15 protein-coding genes are annotated in these 18,780 nt (G+C 36.7%); 3 read left to right on the top strand and 12 right to left on the bottom strand.

Going from position 1 to position 18,780, the window contains the following annotated elements:
* Positions 1–272 precede the first annotated feature (272 nt).
* The 8 genes from ACIQ1H_RS00370 to pepV form a co-directional block, all read right to left on the bottom strand.
* The gene (locus ACIQ1H_RS00370; protein WP_402885598.1) at positions 273–1,499 is read right to left on the bottom strand and encodes a carboxylate--amine ligase; all 1,227 of its coding nucleotides are present in this window, start codon (positions 1,497–1,499) and stop codon (positions 273–275) included.
* Positions 1,500–1,599: 100 nt separating this feature from the next.
* Positions 1,600–2,628: a PTS sugar transporter subunit IIC gene (locus ACIQ1H_RS00365; RefSeq protein WP_139860161.1), complete on the bottom strand. Its 1,029-nt coding sequence runs from the start codon at positions 2,626–2,628 to the stop codon at positions 1,600–1,602.
* A gap of 328 nt (positions 2,629–2,956) precedes the next feature.
* Positions 2,957–3,826 (bottom strand): YtnP family quorum-quenching lactonase, encoded by an 870-nt coding sequence (locus tag ACIQ1H_RS00360; RefSeq protein WP_139860163.1) that lies wholly within the window; start codon positions 3,824–3,826, stop codon positions 2,957–2,959.
* A 21-nt stretch (positions 3,827–3,847) separates the two neighbouring features.
* Positions 3,848–4,495 carry a tRNA (guanosine(46)-N7)-methyltransferase TrmB gene (gene trmB / locus ACIQ1H_RS00355; protein ID WP_402885595.1) on the bottom strand — a complete coding sequence of 216 codons (648 nt, stop codon included), beginning with the start codon at positions 4,493–4,495 and terminating at the stop codon, positions 3,848–3,850.
* Positions 4,496–4,572: 77 nt separating this feature from the next.
* Positions 4,573–5,526: a diacylglycerol/lipid kinase family protein gene (locus ACIQ1H_RS00350; protein WP_402885592.1), complete on the bottom strand. Its 954-nt coding sequence runs from the start codon at positions 5,524–5,526 to the stop codon at positions 4,573–4,575.
* Positions 5,527–5,529: 3 nt separating this feature from the next.
* Positions 5,530–6,537 carry a nuclease-related domain-containing protein gene (locus tag ACIQ1H_RS00345; protein WP_173477582.1) on the bottom strand — a complete coding sequence of 336 codons (1,008 nt, stop codon included), beginning with the start codon at positions 6,535–6,537 and terminating at the stop codon, positions 5,530–5,532.
* 199 nt (positions 6,538–6,736) lie between these two features.
* Positions 6,737–7,591 (bottom strand): D-amino-acid transaminase, encoded by an 855-nt coding sequence (gene dat / locus ACIQ1H_RS00340; protein ID WP_173477583.1) that lies wholly within the window; start codon positions 7,589–7,591, stop codon positions 6,737–6,739.
* 104 nt (positions 7,592–7,695) lie between these two features.
* Complete coding sequence (pepV, locus tag ACIQ1H_RS00335; RefSeq protein ID WP_402885589.1) at positions 7,696–9,099, bottom strand: dipeptidase PepV; 1,404 nt, start codon at positions 9,097–9,099, stop codon at positions 7,696–7,698.
* A gap of 358 nt (positions 9,100–9,457) precedes the next feature.
* On the opposite strand from pepV, the gene ACIQ1H_RS00330 reads away from it, so the two are divergent.
* Together ACIQ1H_RS00330 and ACIQ1H_RS00325 are read left to right on the top strand one after the other, a co-directional pair.
* Positions 9,458–9,679: a DeoR family transcriptional regulator gene (locus ACIQ1H_RS00330; protein ID WP_025220342.1), complete on the top strand. Its 222-nt coding sequence runs from the start codon at positions 9,458–9,460 to the stop codon at positions 9,677–9,679.
* A gap of 137 nt (positions 9,680–9,816) precedes the next feature.
* Positions 9,817–10,989, top strand: coding sequence for an MDR family MFS transporter (locus ACIQ1H_RS00325; protein ID WP_402885586.1), 1,173 nt, complete (start codon positions 9,817–9,819; stop codon positions 10,987–10,989).
* Positions 10,990–11,053: 64 nt separating this feature from the next.
* Here the strand turns inward: ACIQ1H_RS00325 and ACIQ1H_RS00320 are convergent, their stop codons facing one another.
* From ACIQ1H_RS00320 to asnB, 4 genes are all read right to left on the bottom strand, one after another.
* Positions 11,054–12,583, bottom strand: coding sequence for a diguanylate cyclase domain-containing protein (locus tag ACIQ1H_RS00320; RefSeq protein WP_402885583.1), 1,530 nt, complete (start codon positions 12,581–12,583; stop codon positions 11,054–11,056).
* Positions 12,584–12,744: 161 nt separating this feature from the next.
* The gene (locus ACIQ1H_RS00315; protein WP_402885580.1) at positions 12,745–13,458 is read right to left on the bottom strand and encodes a pseudouridine synthase; all 714 of its coding nucleotides are present in this window, start codon (positions 13,456–13,458) and stop codon (positions 12,745–12,747) included.
* Between the two features lie 8 nt (positions 13,459–13,466).
* Positions 13,467–15,080, bottom strand: coding sequence for a putative polysaccharide biosynthesis protein (locus tag ACIQ1H_RS00310; protein ID WP_402885577.1), 1,614 nt, complete (start codon positions 15,078–15,080; stop codon positions 13,467–13,469).
* A 254-nt stretch (positions 15,081–15,334) separates the two neighbouring features.
* Positions 15,335–17,182 (bottom strand): asparagine synthase (glutamine-hydrolyzing), encoded by a 1,848-nt coding sequence (gene asnB, locus ACIQ1H_RS00305; protein WP_337980573.1) that lies wholly within the window; start codon positions 17,180–17,182, stop codon positions 15,335–15,337.
* A gap of 198 nt (positions 17,183–17,380) precedes the next feature.
* On the opposite strand from asnB, the gene ACIQ1H_RS00300 reads away from it, so the two are divergent.
* Positions 17,381–18,631 (top strand): BaiN/RdsA family NAD(P)/FAD-dependent oxidoreductase, encoded by a 1,251-nt coding sequence (locus tag ACIQ1H_RS00300; protein WP_402885575.1) that lies wholly within the window; start codon positions 17,381–17,383, stop codon positions 18,629–18,631.
* Positions 18,632–18,780: the final 149 nt, after the last annotated feature.

Here is an 18,780-nt window from a genome sequence, read left to right as displayed (position 1 = left end):
GCGGAATCCTACCTTGCTTCGCGGAATCACACTCTCGCTCCGCGGAATTACGCTCTCGCTTCGCGGAATCACAACTGGCTCCGCGGAATTATACCCTCGCTTCGCGGAATCCACTCCTTGCTTCGCGGAATCACGCCCTTGCTTCGCGGAATCACACACCCTCACTCCGCAAAAAGCCCGCGCATAGTAGAAATCACTAGCAGTCGTCGTTTTTTCGAGTTTTTTCCTAAACTAAAAGGAGGTATATGTGTTATACCTCCTTTTAATCAATCTTATTCTTCTAAACCTTTATTATTGAAATACTTTTTATATTTTCGATAATAATTTAAATTATTGAGTGTAAGCTTTACCCAACGCTTTGCATTCATGTCCTTATTAAAGTAAAGAGAATTTGTATACTTCCCTTCACGAATCAATTTTTGCGCTTCAAGCTTTAGCTTTTCGTTAGAAGCGTATTTAAATAACACGCCCTTCGGAATAATCATCCATAAATGCTTGTCTTCTACATACGTTAACTGTTGCTCGATATTTAACATATGATCGTCCGCAACATATTTCATTAAATTATGTCCGCTTGCCGTTACATAATAGCTTGAGCGTCCGTTACGTAAATTTATTTCGAATAATTTATATTGTTTGTCGCGAATGTCGTATTTCATATCGAAATTAGCAAAGCCAGTATAACCGATATCCTCTAAAAAGTGGCGTACTTGATCCATAAGCTCTTTATCGTATGTCGTAACGATGGCTGCATAGCTTCCGATTCCTTCTGGTGAATGCTCTTCTAAAATCGGGTTACCTAAACACATTAGCTTTACTTTGCCGTCTTTTCCTACATACGCATTTAACACGCGCATATACGAATCATCACCAGGGATGAATTCTTGAATAATCATTGTATCTTGGTAAGTAGAACTATAAATAGCTTTTAAAATTGCACTTTTTTCCGCTTCATCGTGTGCAACGAACACCTTTTTCTTGCCTGGGAATTTACATGCCCAATATTCTACTGAATTCGATGCTTTTATTATGATTGGATAGTTAAATGGTGGCGTGAAATTTTCATAGTTTTTCGCTGTTACCGTTGTTGTACCTGGATATTTAAAGTCGTACTTCTCACACATTTTATAGAAATTTTCTTTTAATAAAATTTCATCCATTAATGATTCATCAATATATGGTACTGTAAAATGCTCCTGTAATGCAGGTTTGTTTTTAATGATGAGCTTTGCATAATCATCGCCACAAGCAAGTAGCAGTAATTTTTTATCAGCATATTGCTTTGCAATTTGAGCAAGTGCTGGTGCAAACACGTCCTGTTCATTTAAACGATCAATTTCTTTAAATTCTAAAATATGGCTATCTTGTGTTGCTGTTAAATGTGAACGTCCTAATACAAGTGGCTTAATGCCATATGCCTCATAAAATGCTCGTGCCATGCCGTATGCATTCATATCTGATCCTAATAATACTGGTAAAAATGGTTGCTCCGTTACCATAATTTATTTCAACTCTCTTTTGTGTTTTAGTATAGCTTTTAGTGTATCATATTTTCCAAAATGTTCACGAAAAAAAAGCCCCCAAACGGAGACTTTTCCATTATTCATAATGCACCTTATAGTCTTCCGATGTAATCCATTTCAGTTTCATCGAGAAGATTCGTAGTAAGACAACATTTAATAGAATAGGCAGGGCGATAAATAACGTAATCGCTATTGTTAGTGTATAAGGTGTCCAACCAACTAAGCTTAAATACTTCAATGGTCCAACAAAGCCACCTAGACCGAAACCAGCACTGTATGGTGTACCTACAATTTCAAAGAGTCCTGCTAAGGCGCCTAATATTCCCGCAGTAATAATCATCGGAAAAGCTATTTTTGGCTTCATGAAAAAATTACGCATTTGAATTTTTGCAGATGCTACATGGGCAATGGCAGTACCAATATTGTTCGCCTTATAACTTGCAATACACATTCCTACACCAGATGCGCAAACACCGAGATTGGCTGCACCAGCACCGATGCCTGATAACATAATTACTGTCGCTACACCTATAGTAGAAATTGGTGAAATAATTAATATTGAGAAGATCATAGCAATGAGTGAGCCCATTACTACTGGCTGTAACGTCGTTAAATGCTCAATAATAAGTCCAACATATCCTGAACCTGTACGCACATACGGTAAAATGGCGTTGCCGATTAAACCAGGTACAAACATAGCAAGTGCAGGCATTAATAATAATGTAAAGTCCTTCAGCTTATTACCTAAAAATTGCACAAATAACACAGCTAAAGCAGTCGTAATCCCAATATTAATAACAACACCAATACCAGCAATTGTAATGCCTGTATCTGGATCAATAGTATATACACCACTACCAACAAATGCAGCTAGTCCAACGCTACATGTTTGGACAGGTGTTAATTTAAAGCAAATTCCTGTCATGACGCCAATAATAACAGGTAGTAGACTCATTGCTAATACGGATGTATTTAAAATAATTTCTAGCTGGGGCACATAAGGAATTATTAGTTTTAATATCTCACCTACTAATGCATTGGGAATTAAACAAACAACAATTCCCATACTCATCCCAGTCAGTACATTATTAATAAAATTTTTCATTGTATTTCATTTCCCTTCTGTCAATCTAATGCTCTTTGATGTTATCTTAGTATATTAATATTAGATTAATCAGTCAATATGTAATATTCAGAATATTACATGTTAAAATTGGTAAATAGCATATTATATCACCACTCAGAAAGTAGTCGTTTCCAAATAGCTGAATATTACAAAAAAATATTTCGAAATATTAAAATTATATAATTCCGTTCCAGAGCTCTACACTCCATTTTTGAATGTCTAAAAATAAAAAAGACTATAGGCTCTTTAAGCTAGCCTATAGTCTAAAGTGTGGGCTGTAAAAGCAATCACACATGAAATCCATATATTATTTATTAAATGTAATAACAGCTTGTCTGCTACGTTCTAATTTATCAACAATTTCCTTGCCTGTTTCATCCCATTTAATCATACGGTAATATGCATCATGGTAGAAAATAAAACTGTAGCCATTTGCTAAAGCTTCCTTCATAAGACGTTCTTTGGCAAAAACACTCGTCATTGGATAATCATCATATGCTAACACCCATAATGGATTTTGATGCGCATGAGTTGGCATAATATCTGCCATATGCAACATTACTTCGCCATTTTGCGTTAATTTAATAATAGCATGTCCATCGCTATGTCCACCTGTATGAATCATTTCAATTCCAGAAGCAACCTCTAACGACCCTTCATATGTTTCTACTAAATGTTGAACAGGCTCCCAATTTTCTTTCCAATACGTATTTTTAGAGCGAATATTCGGCTCACGCATTTCATCCCATTCAATTTTTGTTACATAAATTTTAGCATTAGGGAATGTAGGGACTAAAACTTCACCTTCCCATCGTGTAAGACCACCCGCATGATCAAAATGTAAATGCGTCATTAAAATTGCATCAATATCAGCCGTTGTTAAGCCAAGCTCTTGCAAACTATCAGCTAGAGTTGATTCTTCTGTTACTCCATAGTTTCGCAATTGCTTTTCATTTAATTTGTTAAAACCAACACCCGTATCAACAAGATAGTTTTTCCCATCATATTGAATTAAGATAGGCTCTGTAGGTAATTCGATTTGATTGTTTTCGTTTACTGGATATTTGCGTGACCAAAGTGGTTTTGGTACTACGCCAAACATTGCACCGCCATCAAGGCAAGTGACACCCCCGTTTAGCCATGATAATGACATATTATGAAACTGTAACTGATCCATCCATACTCCCCCTACTGTTTGCTATTTTTTAATAAATTGCGATTCTAAACGATAAATCGGCTGTCCTTTAGCAGAAAACTTTTGCTCATATTCTGTCATAATATTATCTTCTGGCATATTTGCATGTAGGTCGAGTGATACATACTTTAATAACATACCGTATTCAGACATACTAATTAAGGAATACTCAAAAAGACTACGGTTATCCGTCTTAAAATGGATTTCCCCATTATCCACTAGAATCGACTCATATAATTTCAAAAAACCCTCGTGCGTTAAACGACGCTTTGCATGGCGTATTTTTGGCCAAGGATCTGAGAAATTCAAATACACACGATCTACATCATTTTTTTCAAAAAATTTATTTAAATCTGCGCCATTTACTTTTAATAAACGTAAATTCGCTGGAGATTTAGCTTCTAATATGTTTTCTAATGCGCAAACAATTACGCTATCATAAAGCTCAATACCGATATAATTAATATGCGGATTTTGCAAGGCCATTCCAGTCACAAATTGACCTTTCCCAGTTCCTACTTCAATGTGTAGTGGGTGATCATTGCCAAAAACAGCTTGCCAGTTTCCTTTAAAGTCTTCAGGATTTGGAATAATCACCTTTGGATGATTTGTAATCATTTCCTCTGCCCAAGGCTTATTTCTTAATCTCAATTTTCTTCCTCATTTCTTAATAGTGAAATTATTGATTTTTTATTAGTATAACGTAAAAACGTCACATTCGCATGATATTATTGCGAAATGACGTTTTTTGACTTTTCCAATGTTATACATTTCCATGCTTGTTGTTGCACTGTACATCGCACGACAGCATCCTGCCCAATCGCTCCGATATAATTCCCATCAGTATGACAATCAACGCTATTTGCATGCACAACAATATCAAATTGCTCGCTTTGTAAAAAAGATATTTCTTGAAACTTTGTATGCTTTTCAAAAAAAACAGTGGCAAAAATTAATAGTAATTTCACTTTGGAAATATTGTGGACAATAGTTAATTCAACTTTGCCATCATTTGCTTTAGACATCGGTGAAATTTTCATGCCACCGCCAAAATACGGTTGATTGCTTGTAGCGACAAACCAGACATTTTGAAAATGAATCGTTTGATTTTGCGTCTGAACTGTTACATCGAAACAACTAAAGCGAAATAGCCCTCTAACTACTGCAGCGGCATAGGAAAGCTTACCAAGTCCTATTTTATTGAAATAGTATTTAAGACGGGACTTATTTATGTGCCTTGTGACATAGGCATCAAAGCCGATTCCCGCATTATTAACAAATACTTCGTGTTGCATTGCTCCTAGCTGTAGCTTTCCGATATCCATCATACTGGCAGACAATTCCGACCTGACATACAGTTCAATCTGTTTCGCATTTTTAAATGTTGGAAAATAACGGGCAAAATCATTACCAGAGCCTGCACTGACCACGGCAATAACGACTAATTGATTATGTACAATGCCACTAACAACTTCATGAACGGTGCCATCCCCGCCAACAACTATGATTAACTTTTTTGTTTGGTCTTTTTGCGCCCATTGCTCAGCAATTTCTTGACCGTGCCCTTCGTATTGTGTAAGTGCGACTTGATAGTCAATGGATAATTGCTGCTGCAATCTATTCCAAACAATTTTACCCTTCCCATTTCCAGCATACTCATTAACAATAAATAATACGTGCATCTGTTAGTCCTCAGCTTTTGAAGATGTTTGTTGCCAAATATCACGATTAAAAGAAGTCGTTTGCACATTATTTAAAATTGTTTGAGCTGCTCGAATTTGCATATGCTTCATAGGTGATGAAACATTTTTTAATGACTGCATCCATTCATTATAATTACGACGGTCGACTAAGCGAACACTAAAAGATGAACCTGGGTAATCGAAATAACCATTACGTGTTAAAATAACCTTGCGAATCGGCATGTCTATTTGGTCTTGCTTAAATAATTGTGTTAGGACAGATTCCATTCTGCTTAAGCTAATCATCGGATTGAGTATTTTTGAATCCTTTGTCCCCACTTTTTTCAACCAAAAGCGTTCACTGCCACCTACATATACCGCCTGATTCTCTGCTTCAAGCACAGTAATACAAATGCATTCTGTTGGTGACATTAACACAACATCCAGCTCGATTGGTGCTTTTCTCACCTGTAGAATCGGATAGTAAAAGACCAAATAATTATCTGGTAAGTTTTGTAGCAATGTACGTAATAAAGAATCACGCATAAATCGAGGATCTACATACGATTTTTCTCGCAAAGTGGAGCTTGCCCATTTCATTTGAAAATGAAAAAATTGGTCTATAAACATCCGCTTCAATTCATGGATGGACTGAGGTGCGTAAACAATATTCGGTTCAAAAGATAATGTTGTTTCCTCTTCTGGAATGATATCTTCCTCATCGGCAAATTCGTTCGTCACGTCTACTTGCTCAATATCTTCTTGGATATCTTCTTTTGGACGCCCTGTAAAAATCTTTTTAATGAATGAGAAGCGATCTTTTTCTTCAAATGAATCATTGTCTTTTTCATTTTCAGTATGCTGCCATTCCGTTATATCTTCGCCTAATTCCCATTGACGTTTAATGCGCTCCCATTGACTTTTTTTTAGGCGCACAAATTGTGTTGGGTATCTAGCTAAATCAATTTGATAACGTGAAATATAATCTTGTATTTTCACTAATTGTGCCATGTTTAGGTCACTCCAATCTACTACCCCATATCAACTTTGCCTCATTGGCTTTTGTTCTACTACCAATTAAAGGTTCTATCCTTTTTATTTTACATGACGTTTCAGGAGAATACATGCATATTTTGTTCTATAAAAAAGAGCTAGCCTAGCAGCTTGGCTATTAACCAAGTTTTAGGTAGCTCTTTTTAATTACTTATTGTTATTTAGCATTGATTGAAAGTGGTAATTTCGCCTCAAATGCTTTTTGTAATTTACGAGTCCATTCCCCAGGAACACCTGCGCCGATTTGGCGACCATCCACATCGATAACTGGTGTTACTTCAGAAGAAACGGATGACACGATAATTTCATCCATTGCTAATAAATCGCCTTTTGTCATAGGCTCTTCAATAACAGGTAAATTAATTTCTGCTGCACATTTTAAAATAACTTGGCGTGTAATACCATTTAAGATGTAGTTATTTGCTGGGTGTGTGTAAAGTTTACCTGCCTTAATACCATAAACATTTGCAGATGAACATTCAGTTACAATATCACCACGGTGTAAAATTGCTTCGTAGCATCCTTTTTCAGAAGCCTCTTGTTTTGCAAGTACAGCTCCCAGTAAATTTAACGATTTAATATCACAACGTAACCAGCGCACATCTTCTACCAATGTTGCCTTTACACCTTTTTCAAAATTTTCGATTGAACGCTCGCCAGCTTTAACATTGCCTGTTAGGACAGCTGGTACGCTTGCATCTGGGAAGATGTGGTTACGAGAAGTCGTACCACGTGTAATTTGAAAATAAACATGACCTGTTTCTAAGTTGTTTTTTTCGATTAAATCATGCAGTAATTTGTGTAAAACGTCTTTTGTATAAGGAATGACAAGACGAATTTTTTCGGCACTAGCATAGAAACGATCAATGTGCTCTTGTGCTGTGAACATATTTCCGTTATATACTTTAATTACTTCATATATACCGTCACCAAATTGGTAACCACGGTCTTCTGGTGAAATTGTAATAGATCCTTCTTCAACGATTTGATCATTCCATAATGAGTATGCCATGTTCATACATCCTTTTCATTTTAAAATTATTTTTTAGTGAAGTGCTTTGCAAGTGAAGCTTTGTGACCTCTTTCATAAGAACATCATACTCTTACAGATTACACTTACTTCCCAGCAAGTTCTGCAATAGCTTCTGCATAAATAGCAGCAGCTTGTACTAATTTATCAACAATTACATATTCATCCGCACGATGCATTACATCTGGATCACCAGGGAAAAGCATGCCGAATGCCACACCTTTTTTCAAGACGCGCGCATACGTACCACCACCAGTCGAAAGCAAAGGTGTATCGTTGTCCCCTGTTTGTCGGCGATAAACAGCAGCTAACGTTTGGATTAACGGATCGTCCTCACTGACATAATGAGGTTTTGAGTTTTCTTGAACATCGAGTGATAATCCTTTGTCAGCAGCTAAACGTTGAGCCTCTGTAATTTTTTGATCAAATGGATACGTTACAGAGTAGCGGAAACTAACGACTATGCTTCCTCCTTGGGCTACATCATAAGTAACAATACCTGGATTTAATGTCGTTTTGCCAGACATATCATCCTCAAATTGCAAAGCTAATGCGTTGCCATAATGGTCTTGATGGAATACATCTGCGATAAAATCGACAAATTGCTTACTTTCTTCTGTCGTCAATTCTTGCTGTAAAAATGCTGCAAGGTAGACAGCTGCATTGATCCCCTTCTCAGGTTCCATTGCGTGAGCTGCTTTTCCTTTGATAGTTATTATATAGCGAGAACCCTCTTTTAATAAAGAGCCTTCTAGCTGATTTTTGCTTAAAAATGTTTGAAAATTCTGTTCGAATTGTGCAGATACTAATTGAATTGTCGCTTTTGCGAAATCTGGTACCATATTTGGACGCTTACCAGCATTAAATAGTAGTAGCTGTTCTTTCGTCGCATCCCCAGATTTATTTTGAGAGAACACAAGCTCAGCGATGCCTTTTTCGGCATTAATGAGTGGGAAGTCTGCATCTGGTGCAAAACCGAATGTTGGCATTTCCTCATTTTTAAAATAATGGTCGACACAGCGGAAGCCTGTTTCTTCATCCGTACCGATAATCATTCGTACACGTTTGTTTAATGGAATGCCTGCATCTTTCACAAGCTTCATGCCCATCCATGCAGCAATCGTTGGGCCTTTATCGTCTATTGCACCTCGGGCAAATAATTTCCCATCGGCAATCGTGCCACTAAAAGGTGGATAAGTCCAATTCGTTTCATCACCTTCAGGCACTACATCAACATGACATAAAATACCGAGTAATTCTTCACCTTGGCCCATTTCAATATGTCCAGCATAATTATCAACATTTTTCGTTTGTAGCCCTTCAGCTTCACCTTTTGCTAACAACCATTCCAGTGCCTTTAGCGGTCCATTACCAAACGGCACATTTTCTGTTATCGTTTTTTCATCCAATACACTATTAATTTGCACAAGCTCCTGTAATTCTCTTACTAACTCATCTTGTCTTTCCTTTGCAGCATGTAACCAATCCATACTATGTACCTCCTCCATTTTATAATAAGATTATTCTACTCTTTACTTAGAAAAATACAATCGTCTTTCTAACTATCATTTGCCTCTCTTCCCTTTACACTACCACATATAGCATCTTTTACACTAATGTCCACAAAATACAGCGAAAACTTTATGTATATATTGTAAATTTCTATTGCATTCACTAGAAAACTGCTTCGTTTTTCTATATAATAGAGTTATCAGAATTATTGTTCTGAACATAAAATTAGAAAAGGGGATGTCTAAGGCAGCTACTTAAAAAGCCTCAGTGCACTCCGCACATAGTGTCGTCCGCTAGTCTTTGCCAAGTGAATTAAGATGAAGGAGTGGTTCATTTATGAAACCAACTACTGATCGAATGCTTAATCGTATTAAAGACGTGTACATGTTTATTTTAGACAAAGGAACCGTGTCTACACAGGATTTAGTCGAAGAGTTTAGCATCACTCCTCGCACCGTTCAAAGAGATTTGAACGTGTTAGCCTTTAACGATTTGGTGATGAGTCCAAGTCGAGGCAAATGGACAACGACGAGTAAAAAAGTAAAATTGACGTCTTAGTTTTTGCGCACGTTGCGTAAAGCATTATTGTAAGAAAAAAGAATGACCTTTCGTCGGGGTCATTCTTTTTTTCTATTTACAGCCTCTTCACAATCCGTTACACTCGAAACATTCTACATGTTGAGAGGAGGATTTTTATGCAACTATCCAAGATGTTCCACCCGCTCGTTTGGATTATTTTAGGTGGTACTATATTTACACGTATTGCGAGCTTTATGGCAATGCCTTTTTTAGCTATATATTTACATAACGAAATTGATGCCTCCCCTTTACAGATAGGGCTGACCATTGGTATTGCACCGCTGATTTCCACTGTAGGTGGATTTTTTGGCGGTTATTTAACAGATCGCTTTGGTCGCAAAAGTGTCATTTTACTTACGATACTTGTTTGGAGTATTGTTTTCTTCGGCTTTGCTACAGCACATACGATATGGTTCTTCGTCGTACTTAATGCGTTGAACGGTTTATGTCGCTCGTTCTTTGAGCCTTCTACACAAGCATTAATGATTGATTTCACTCCAGCAGAAAAACGCAAAAGATTGTTTTCTTTGCGCTATACAGCCATTAATATAGCCGCCGTAATAGGACCTCTTATTGGCGTTTATATAGCCCAGCTATCCAGTCCTAGCATTCCGTTTATGCTGACAGGTATTATGTACATTATTTATGCACTATTTTTATTTTTCGTATTGAATCGTTACGAAATGCAGCAACAAAAAGCTACCACACAAACAAAAGTGCTTCAAACCTTTACGATTCTTTTAACAAACAAAGTATTATTAAGCTTTATTTTTGGAGCCATTTTAATAAATATTGGCTACTCCCAATTTGATTCAACACTTCCGCAATTGATTGAGCTAAAAATCGAGGATGGTGCTAAGCTCTATTCTTTACTCATTTCGTTAAATGCGGCGGTTGTTCTCTTACTACAATTACCGATTAGTATTTTTTCAGAGCGTTTTTCATCATCCACAATTCTTCTGATTGGTATCGTATTCTTTGCAGTTGGTTTAACGCTATTTGGCATATCAACGAATTATTCACTGTTCATTTGTGCAATGATTATTTTTACAATTGGCGAAATATTTGCTTTCCCAACAATGAATGTCATGATTGATGAAATTGCACCAGATACACAAAAAGCAACATATCTAGGCGCCTCTCAATTTAAAAATTTAGGTGGTTTTATTGGCCCTATTATTGGGGGATGGCTTTTAACGCATTATATTGATGCAATGTTTGCTGTTATCGCCGTTCTTGTCTTATGTAGTTCCCTGTTTTATCGATCTAAAGCACAAGGTGCTACATAACTATATTAAAAAAGCACGAGTTACGTAGGAGGCAGTTTTTCTTCTCCTACATATCTCGTGCCTTTCATTTCAATCTAAGTTCGTTTGCATATTTTTCTTCTGTCGATGCTACTTCGTCGAAACTGGAGTATTGATCCTTCCCTGCCTTCTTGGACTGATATAATGCTTTGTCTGCCCGTTCGAATAAACTCAACTCTGTTTCATTTGATTTTTTGCAAATTACCCCGCCCATACTAACAGAAATGACGGACCATTTTATATTATCGACATTTTTGAAACTACGTATTTTCGCCAAAATGGCATTTGCTAATTGCTCCATATGCTCCTCGTTCGTATCATATAAAACAATTGCAAATTCATCGCCTCCAAATCTTACAACAAAGCCATTCTTTTTTACGACTTCCTTCAAGATATTGGCTGTTTTAATAAGAATTCTATCACCTTCAGCATGACCAAATTGATCATTTACTTGCTTAAAGTTATCTAAATCTATTAAAAGTAAACCTGGCGTATTAGCTCTTCTTTTTCTTAATAATTTATCCATTTTACTTATATATGTAGCACGATTAAAGACATTTGTTAGTGAATCATATGTTGCTAATTGTATCGTTTTAGAAAACAATCTATTAATAACCATCAGCATAATAAATGCTGTTACTAATGCAATTATCAGAACGAACCAAAACTGTTTCGTATTTTTGGCAAGGGCGGTCAACTTCGTATCGTTACCATATTTCACGTACACTACTCGCTTTGACGATGCACCTCGAACTGTCTCTGCCTCATAAGGTATAAAACGATATGTCTCTATATAGCCATTGCCTAACTCTTGTTGATACTCACTTGGCTTCATCGTTTGGAGAGCTACCTTAAAATGTTCCTGAAATTTTTTTGATTGATTTTTTACAGTTGTTCCAGCGGCATCTGTATCAGAGAAAAAAATACCCCCTGCATTAATTGTTCGTAAATCTAGCAGATCATCATATTTATCAATTAAATAAGCAGAGGTTTTTGCAAAGTTGAATGTTTGAAATACTGGCACATCACTTAATTTTAAGCCAAGCTCCAATAAATACTTTTTGTCAGGTGTAGCCAAATAGCTAAATTTTCGATATTCGCCTGTAGTTGTTGAAACATCTATACCATCTGTAAAAAACTGTCCGCTTTCTCTTCTTTCGTCTAATAAAGCAGAAAAGTTTTTACAGCAAAGGGAAAAATTCAGCCCTTTATCTTTTTCAAATGTTGTATAAATAACGGTATTTTTTTTATCCAATATGTATATATCCATACCAAGATTGTCTTTCATTTGCTGTAAATCCCAAGTCGCTAGATTAGGATTTCCCTCATAATATGTAGCTAATGCTTGTAGTTCTTGTTCCATGTTTTCCGAAATATTTTTATCAAAATAAAAGTGTGCGTTATCTACAGTTTGCATATCCGTTAAAATATGATTTTCAATTAATGTTCGATTACTCGCTTCTTGGTCTTCAATATTTGCCACAAGTATTTGCCTATTAACATAAGAAATTACGGCAACCAGTATTAATGCAAAGGCAATTAAAGATATTAATAATTTAATTCGTAGTTTTTTCATTAACATGTCCTCTACTCATCTTCACTATCATTTTTTGAACATAATTTTTCCTGTACTATATTCCCTCTATAATATTTTATTGATATATCATATTATACAGTTATTGGGACAAACATGTAAAAAAAATCCTCGATACTAAAAGTACAGCATCGAGGATCTTTTTAATCTCTATTTTGTAAACCTGTTAATTCTTCAGACGTTAACTCACGATATTCACCTAATGCTAAGCTTTCATCAAGTTGTAAGCAACCCATCGAAAGGCGCTTTAAGTAGGTAACACGTTTACCAACCGCTTCAAACATACGCTTCACCTGATGAAATTTTCCTTCTTGTATCGTCAATTCAATTTCTGATTGCGGTGCAGATTTTAAAATGACAAGCTCACCTGGCTTAGTTACATAGCCATCATCTAACTCAACACCACGAGCAAATATTTCTCCATCTTCCTGCGTAACAATGCCATCAATTTTGGCATAGTACACTTTTGGTACATGTTTCTTTGGAGATAGTAAATTATGAGCTAATACACCGTCATTCGTCAACAGTAACAAGCCTTCTGTATCTTTATCTAAACGTCCAACAGGAAACGGTTGAAAATGCTGATGCAGAGGATCTAGTAAATCAATCACAGTCTCATCCCGTAAATCTTCGGTTGCAGAAATAACACCAGGAGGCTTATTCATCATATAGTACACAAACTCTGTGTAGACAACCCGTTCACCATAGACGACAACATCTTGCTTTTCTGGATCAACATGCATTGCTGCATCCTTTACATATGTGCCATCTACAGAAACCGCCTTTTGTTTTAGGAGTTGCTTAACTTCCTTTCGTGAGCCGTAGCCCATATTGGCTAGTAATTTATCTAAACGCATAGTTCCTCCTATTTAAATCCAAATTTACTTGTAATACGTGTCAATCGCTCACCAAGTAATTTTTGTGCTAAGCCTAGGCGTAATGATAAATAACCATAAACGGCTATACCCACTGCCGCACAAATAACAGAGTATACGAGCGCAGAGAATTTACCATCTACTGGTCCCATAATAAGTTCTAATAGCTTATGGACGATTAATACACTTACCGCCATCGCAGCTGTTAAAAGCGTAATCAGCATGACACGGCGCAATACCATTTCTGATTTATAATTAAGCGTTTTTCTAAGGATTAACATGTTAATAATAATGGAGACACTGTATCCAATCGCTGTTGCAAAAATGGCTCCATCTGCTTCTAGCCAACGAATTAACGTTATGTTAAGTGCTAGCTTTACTAAAATACCAGATAGCAAGCTTAAGACAATCCATTTTTGGAAGTCGATACCTTGTAATAGTGCAGCCGTTACTTGGAACAACGCAAATAAAATCGCAACTGGCGCATAATGGGCTAAAATTGATGCCCCCATTTCACTTTCTGAGTAAAGCATAAAGTAAATTTCATTTGCTAATAAAGAAATACCAACAACAGCGGGTAGAGTAATGAATATTAATATTTGATATGTTTTATCCATCGCATGACGGAGCGATAAATACTCACCCTGTGTATAATATTTTGTAATCGTCGGTACTAGTGCCATCGAAAAACCCGTTGCGAGCATAACTGGAATAATTACAACTTTATGTGTTGTAAAGTTAATCATCGATAAATATTCATCAGTAACTTTTGCTAAGCCGATTGAACTCATCGCTCCATTAAACGTTAGCATATCCACTAATTGGAATAATGGATTTGCAACACCTACAAACACCATCGGTATCGAATATGTGATTACTTCTTTATAAATATCCGACATTGGTAATTGAGTTGAAGTAATACTTTGACTACGTAATAAGTTAAATTCAGGTTGATATTTCTTCCAGTAATAATAGAGCACCATTAACCCACCAATTGCCCCGATAAACGCTGCAAAGACTGCAAATGAAACTGCTGTTTCAGGTTTGCCATTAAATACAACTACTACTAAGAAAGAACCACCTAATAACACAACAATTCGGACAATTTGCTCCACTAACTGCGAGATTGCTGTTGGTTCCATTTTGTCATAGCCTTGGAAGAAGCCACGCCATAAACTCATAAATGGCACAACAATAAGCGCAAAACTTACCCAACGTATAACAGAAGCGATTTGCTCAACTGAAAATTTCTGTTCATCACTTTTTATCACTAGCTCCCCGATTGGTGTTGCAAGTATAAAGAGAGCAGCAAATGAGGCAATACCCGTAATCATCATAATGAGTATGCCCGACTTCATCAGCTTGCGTCCTGATTGATAATCTCCCATTGCGTTGTATTTAGAAACAAACTTAGAAACAGCAATAGGTGCGCCTGAAATGGCTATTGCTAGCATAATTGAGTAAGGAATATACGCATATTGATACAACGCGATATTTTCCTGCCCAACAATCGCATAAAAGGGAAAAATATAAATTAATCCAAGCACTTTCGATAAAAACATCCCTAAAGTTAATATCGCAGTACCTTTCATTAAATTGGACATCGTATCCATCCATTCATTAGTAAAATCAAGCCTTTATAAGTGATAAAGCATCACCACTTTTGAAACAATAAATAAGTAAACCAACTGTTATCTTAACATATTTAAAAGGAAACAGATGCATAATTACACTGAAAAATTTTTGAATCAAACATCTCTAGCTTCCCTAGGTTAGACTGATGTCAAATTACTAGTACATTGCCAAAAAAATAGCGGTTCAAAAAATCAAATAGATTCTTTGAACTGCTACTTCTATGTTACATATCAACAAAGAATTGTTTATACCATACTAAGAACACATAAGCTGTCCAAATATAGCGACCACGATTTGCTTTGCCTTCATAATGTTCATCTAAATAACCAACTAATTGTTTCGTATCGAAAAATTCATTAGCGAAGTCAGTTGTAAACATATCCTTCACCATATTGTAATACTTTTCTTCACGCAACCAGTGGCGAATTGGTACAGGGAAACCAAGCTTTGGACGCTTTGCCCATTCTTCTGGTAACTCCTGATGTGCTGCTTGACGAAGCACATATTTCGTATCAATATCATTTACACGATATTTTGATGGAATATCTTTTGCTAATTCCATTACTTCTTTGTCTAAAAACGGTACACGCAATTCAATTGAATGCGCCATACTCATTTTATCAGCCTTTAATAAAATATCACCAGGCATCCACAAATTCAAATCTAAATACTGCATTTTAGTAATATCATCATCACCAGGTACTTCATCATAAATACGTTTTGTAATCGTTTTGACAGAAGGACCGTTTTTGTAGTCAGGCTTTAGCACATTTAAAGCATCTTCTTCATCCCAAACAACCGCTTCCCCAATAAAACGTTCTTCTACCGTTTGACCGCCCTTAACTAGGAAATGTGTGTATTGGTTTTTAGGTAATGCTTCTGCAACACCGCGCAATGCTTTACGAATACCAAATGGCACTTTCTCGTATTTTTGCATTCTACCAGAGTTTTGGTACCAAGAATAGCCACCGAATATTTCATCCGCGCCTTCACCTGAAAGGACTACTGTTACATCCTTTGCTGCTAGCTCAGATAGGAAGTAAAGCGGTACAGAAGATGGGTTTGATTGCGGCTCATCCATATGCCACTGAATTTTCGGTAATGCTTCAAAACATTCATCCGCCGAAATATATTTACGCTCGTTTTGAATATTTAATGTATCTGATAAATCTTTTGCTAAGTTTGTTTCATTGAACATATCTTCATAGTCAGAAAATCCGACAGAGAATGATTTATCAGGGCGTAGTAATGATGTAATGTAACTTGAGTCAATACCGCCAGATAAGAAAGAACCAACCTTTACATCACTAATTTGGTGGGCGTCTACAGATTCTTTCACTGTTGAACGAATATCTTCCACATATTTTTCAATTGGCGCTTCTTTCGCATGGAATTTTTTATCCCAATATTGCACAATTTGTTTTTTTCCATTTTGAATGACCATATAGTGCGCTGGTGGTAATTTGTACACACCTTTAAAGAATGTTTCGTCCATTGAAGAATACTGGAATGTTAAATAAGGACGTAATGCATTTTTGTTTAGTTCTTTAATAAAAGCTGGATGTGGCATGAAAGATTTTATTTCTGAACCAAAAATAAATGTTCCATCCGTTGTATTTTCAGTATAGTACAACGGTTTAATGCCAAAGCCATCACGTGCGATAAATTGTAAATCATTCTTTTTATCCCAAATACAGAATGCGAACATTCCGCGAAGCTGTTTGACAAATTCAACACCGTACTGAATATAGCCGAAAATTAATACTTCACTATCTGATTTCGTTTTAAACGTATGACCTTTTGCTTGTAGGTCTTCACGTAACTCTTGGAAATTATATATCTCCCCATTGAAAACAAGCACGATGTCCCCATCTGGGCTATAAAGAGGTTGATTTGCCACGTCTGATAAGTCAATAATACTTAAACGACGGAAACCTAACGTTACTTTATCGTCACTATGAATACCACCACTGTCTGGTCCACGGTGAATAATCGTATTCATCATATTTTCAATTGTTTGGTGATGATCAATCACATTTGTTCCATTAATATAGCCAATAAATCCGCACATCTATTTTTTCACCTCATAATTTAGTGCATAACCACTACCATCATAGCACGAATAGCCATTCATTTCATGCTGTCATTATAGATAAAAAATTATAATGCACTTTATGATAATTTTCAATGTAAAGTAGCCGCCCTCTATATAGACTTCATGTATAATAGGAAAAGTTCCTAAAAATGAAAAGAAAGTGAGTTCACATATATGTATGATGTAATCGTTATCGGTGGTGGCCCCTCTGGATTAATGGCTGCTATTGCGGCTGGAGAACGAAAAAAGAAAGTTTTACTACTTGAAAAAGGGACAAAGCTTGGTAAAAAGCTAGCAATCTCTGGTGGAGGGCGTTGTAACGTGACGAACAGACTCTCTGTTGAAGAAATTGTTAAACATATTCCTGGCAACGGTCGTTTCTTATATAGTCCTTTTACTGTTTATAACAACGAAGATATTATTACCTTTTTCGAAGGTCTAGGTGTTGCATTAAAAGAAGAAGATCATGGTCGTATGTTCCCTGTGTCAAACCGCGCACAAGATGTCGTCGATGCCCTTATCCGTCAATTGCAGCGACTACATGTTGAAGTCCGCTTAAATACACCTGTAAACAAGCTACTAATGGATGAGGAAAAGATTCTTGGTGTGCGCTTAGCAGACGGTACAGAAGTTCGCTGTGAAGCTGTTGTTGTTGCAGTTGGAGGGAAGGCAGTGCCGCAAACAGGTTCAACAGGTGATGGCTATCCTTGGGCTGAGAGAGCTGGTCATAATGTAACAACGCTATTCCCAACAGAAGTACCGATTTTATCGAAGGAGGACTTTATTCAAACGAGAGAGCTCCAAGGACTAGCATTACGAGATGTTGCAGTTTCCGTTCTAAATAAAAAAGGCAAGTCGCTTGTCACACATCAAATGGATATGCTCTTTACGCATTTTGGATTAAGCGGTCCTGCCGTTTTACGCTGTAGTCAATTCGTTGTTAAAGAATTGATGAAAACAGGTTACGAGCCTGTCACAATGCGTATTCAAACACTCGTAGACTACAATGAAGAAACTTGTCTGCAATATTTAAATAAACTTATTAAAGAAGAACCGAAAAAGGCCGTGAAAAATGTGTGGAAAGGTGTCGCACCAGAACGCTGGCTACTATTCTTATGTGACCGTGCAAGCATCGATGTTCAAGTGACTGGCACTGAATTATCTCAAGAAAAAATCCGTGCGCTAGCACATCTACTCGTCAATTTCACAATGACTGTTAGTGGTACGCAATCTCTCGACAAAGCATTCGTTACAGGTGGTGGCGTCTCTGTAAAAGAAATCGAACCAAAAACGATGGCATCCAAGAAAAAAGCAGGGTTGTTTTTCTGTGGTGAAATTTTAGATATTCATGGCTATACAGGCGGCTACAACATTACGTCCGCGCTCGTTACAGGAAGAATTGCAGGTATGAACGCCGCATTATAAATGACTCGATTCAAATTGGCACGACTAAGCAGTCGAAACAAAACTTTAAACTACTTTAGAAGAAAGCATTCGTTGATTGTAGAGAGCTGTCACTCCTGCGGGAACGCACGCAACGTAAGACACAACAATCCGCGCGTTAGCGAGGGTTC

Origin of the sequence: Lysinibacillus sp. NPDC097279 (genome assembly GCF_044761745.1) — a bacterium.
Classification (GTDB): domain Bacteria; phylum Bacillota; class Bacilli; order Bacillales_A; family Planococcaceae; genus Lysinibacillus.
The sequence above is the reverse complement of the archived record's forward strand: the minus strand, read 5'-3'. Positions and strand labels throughout refer to the sequence as shown.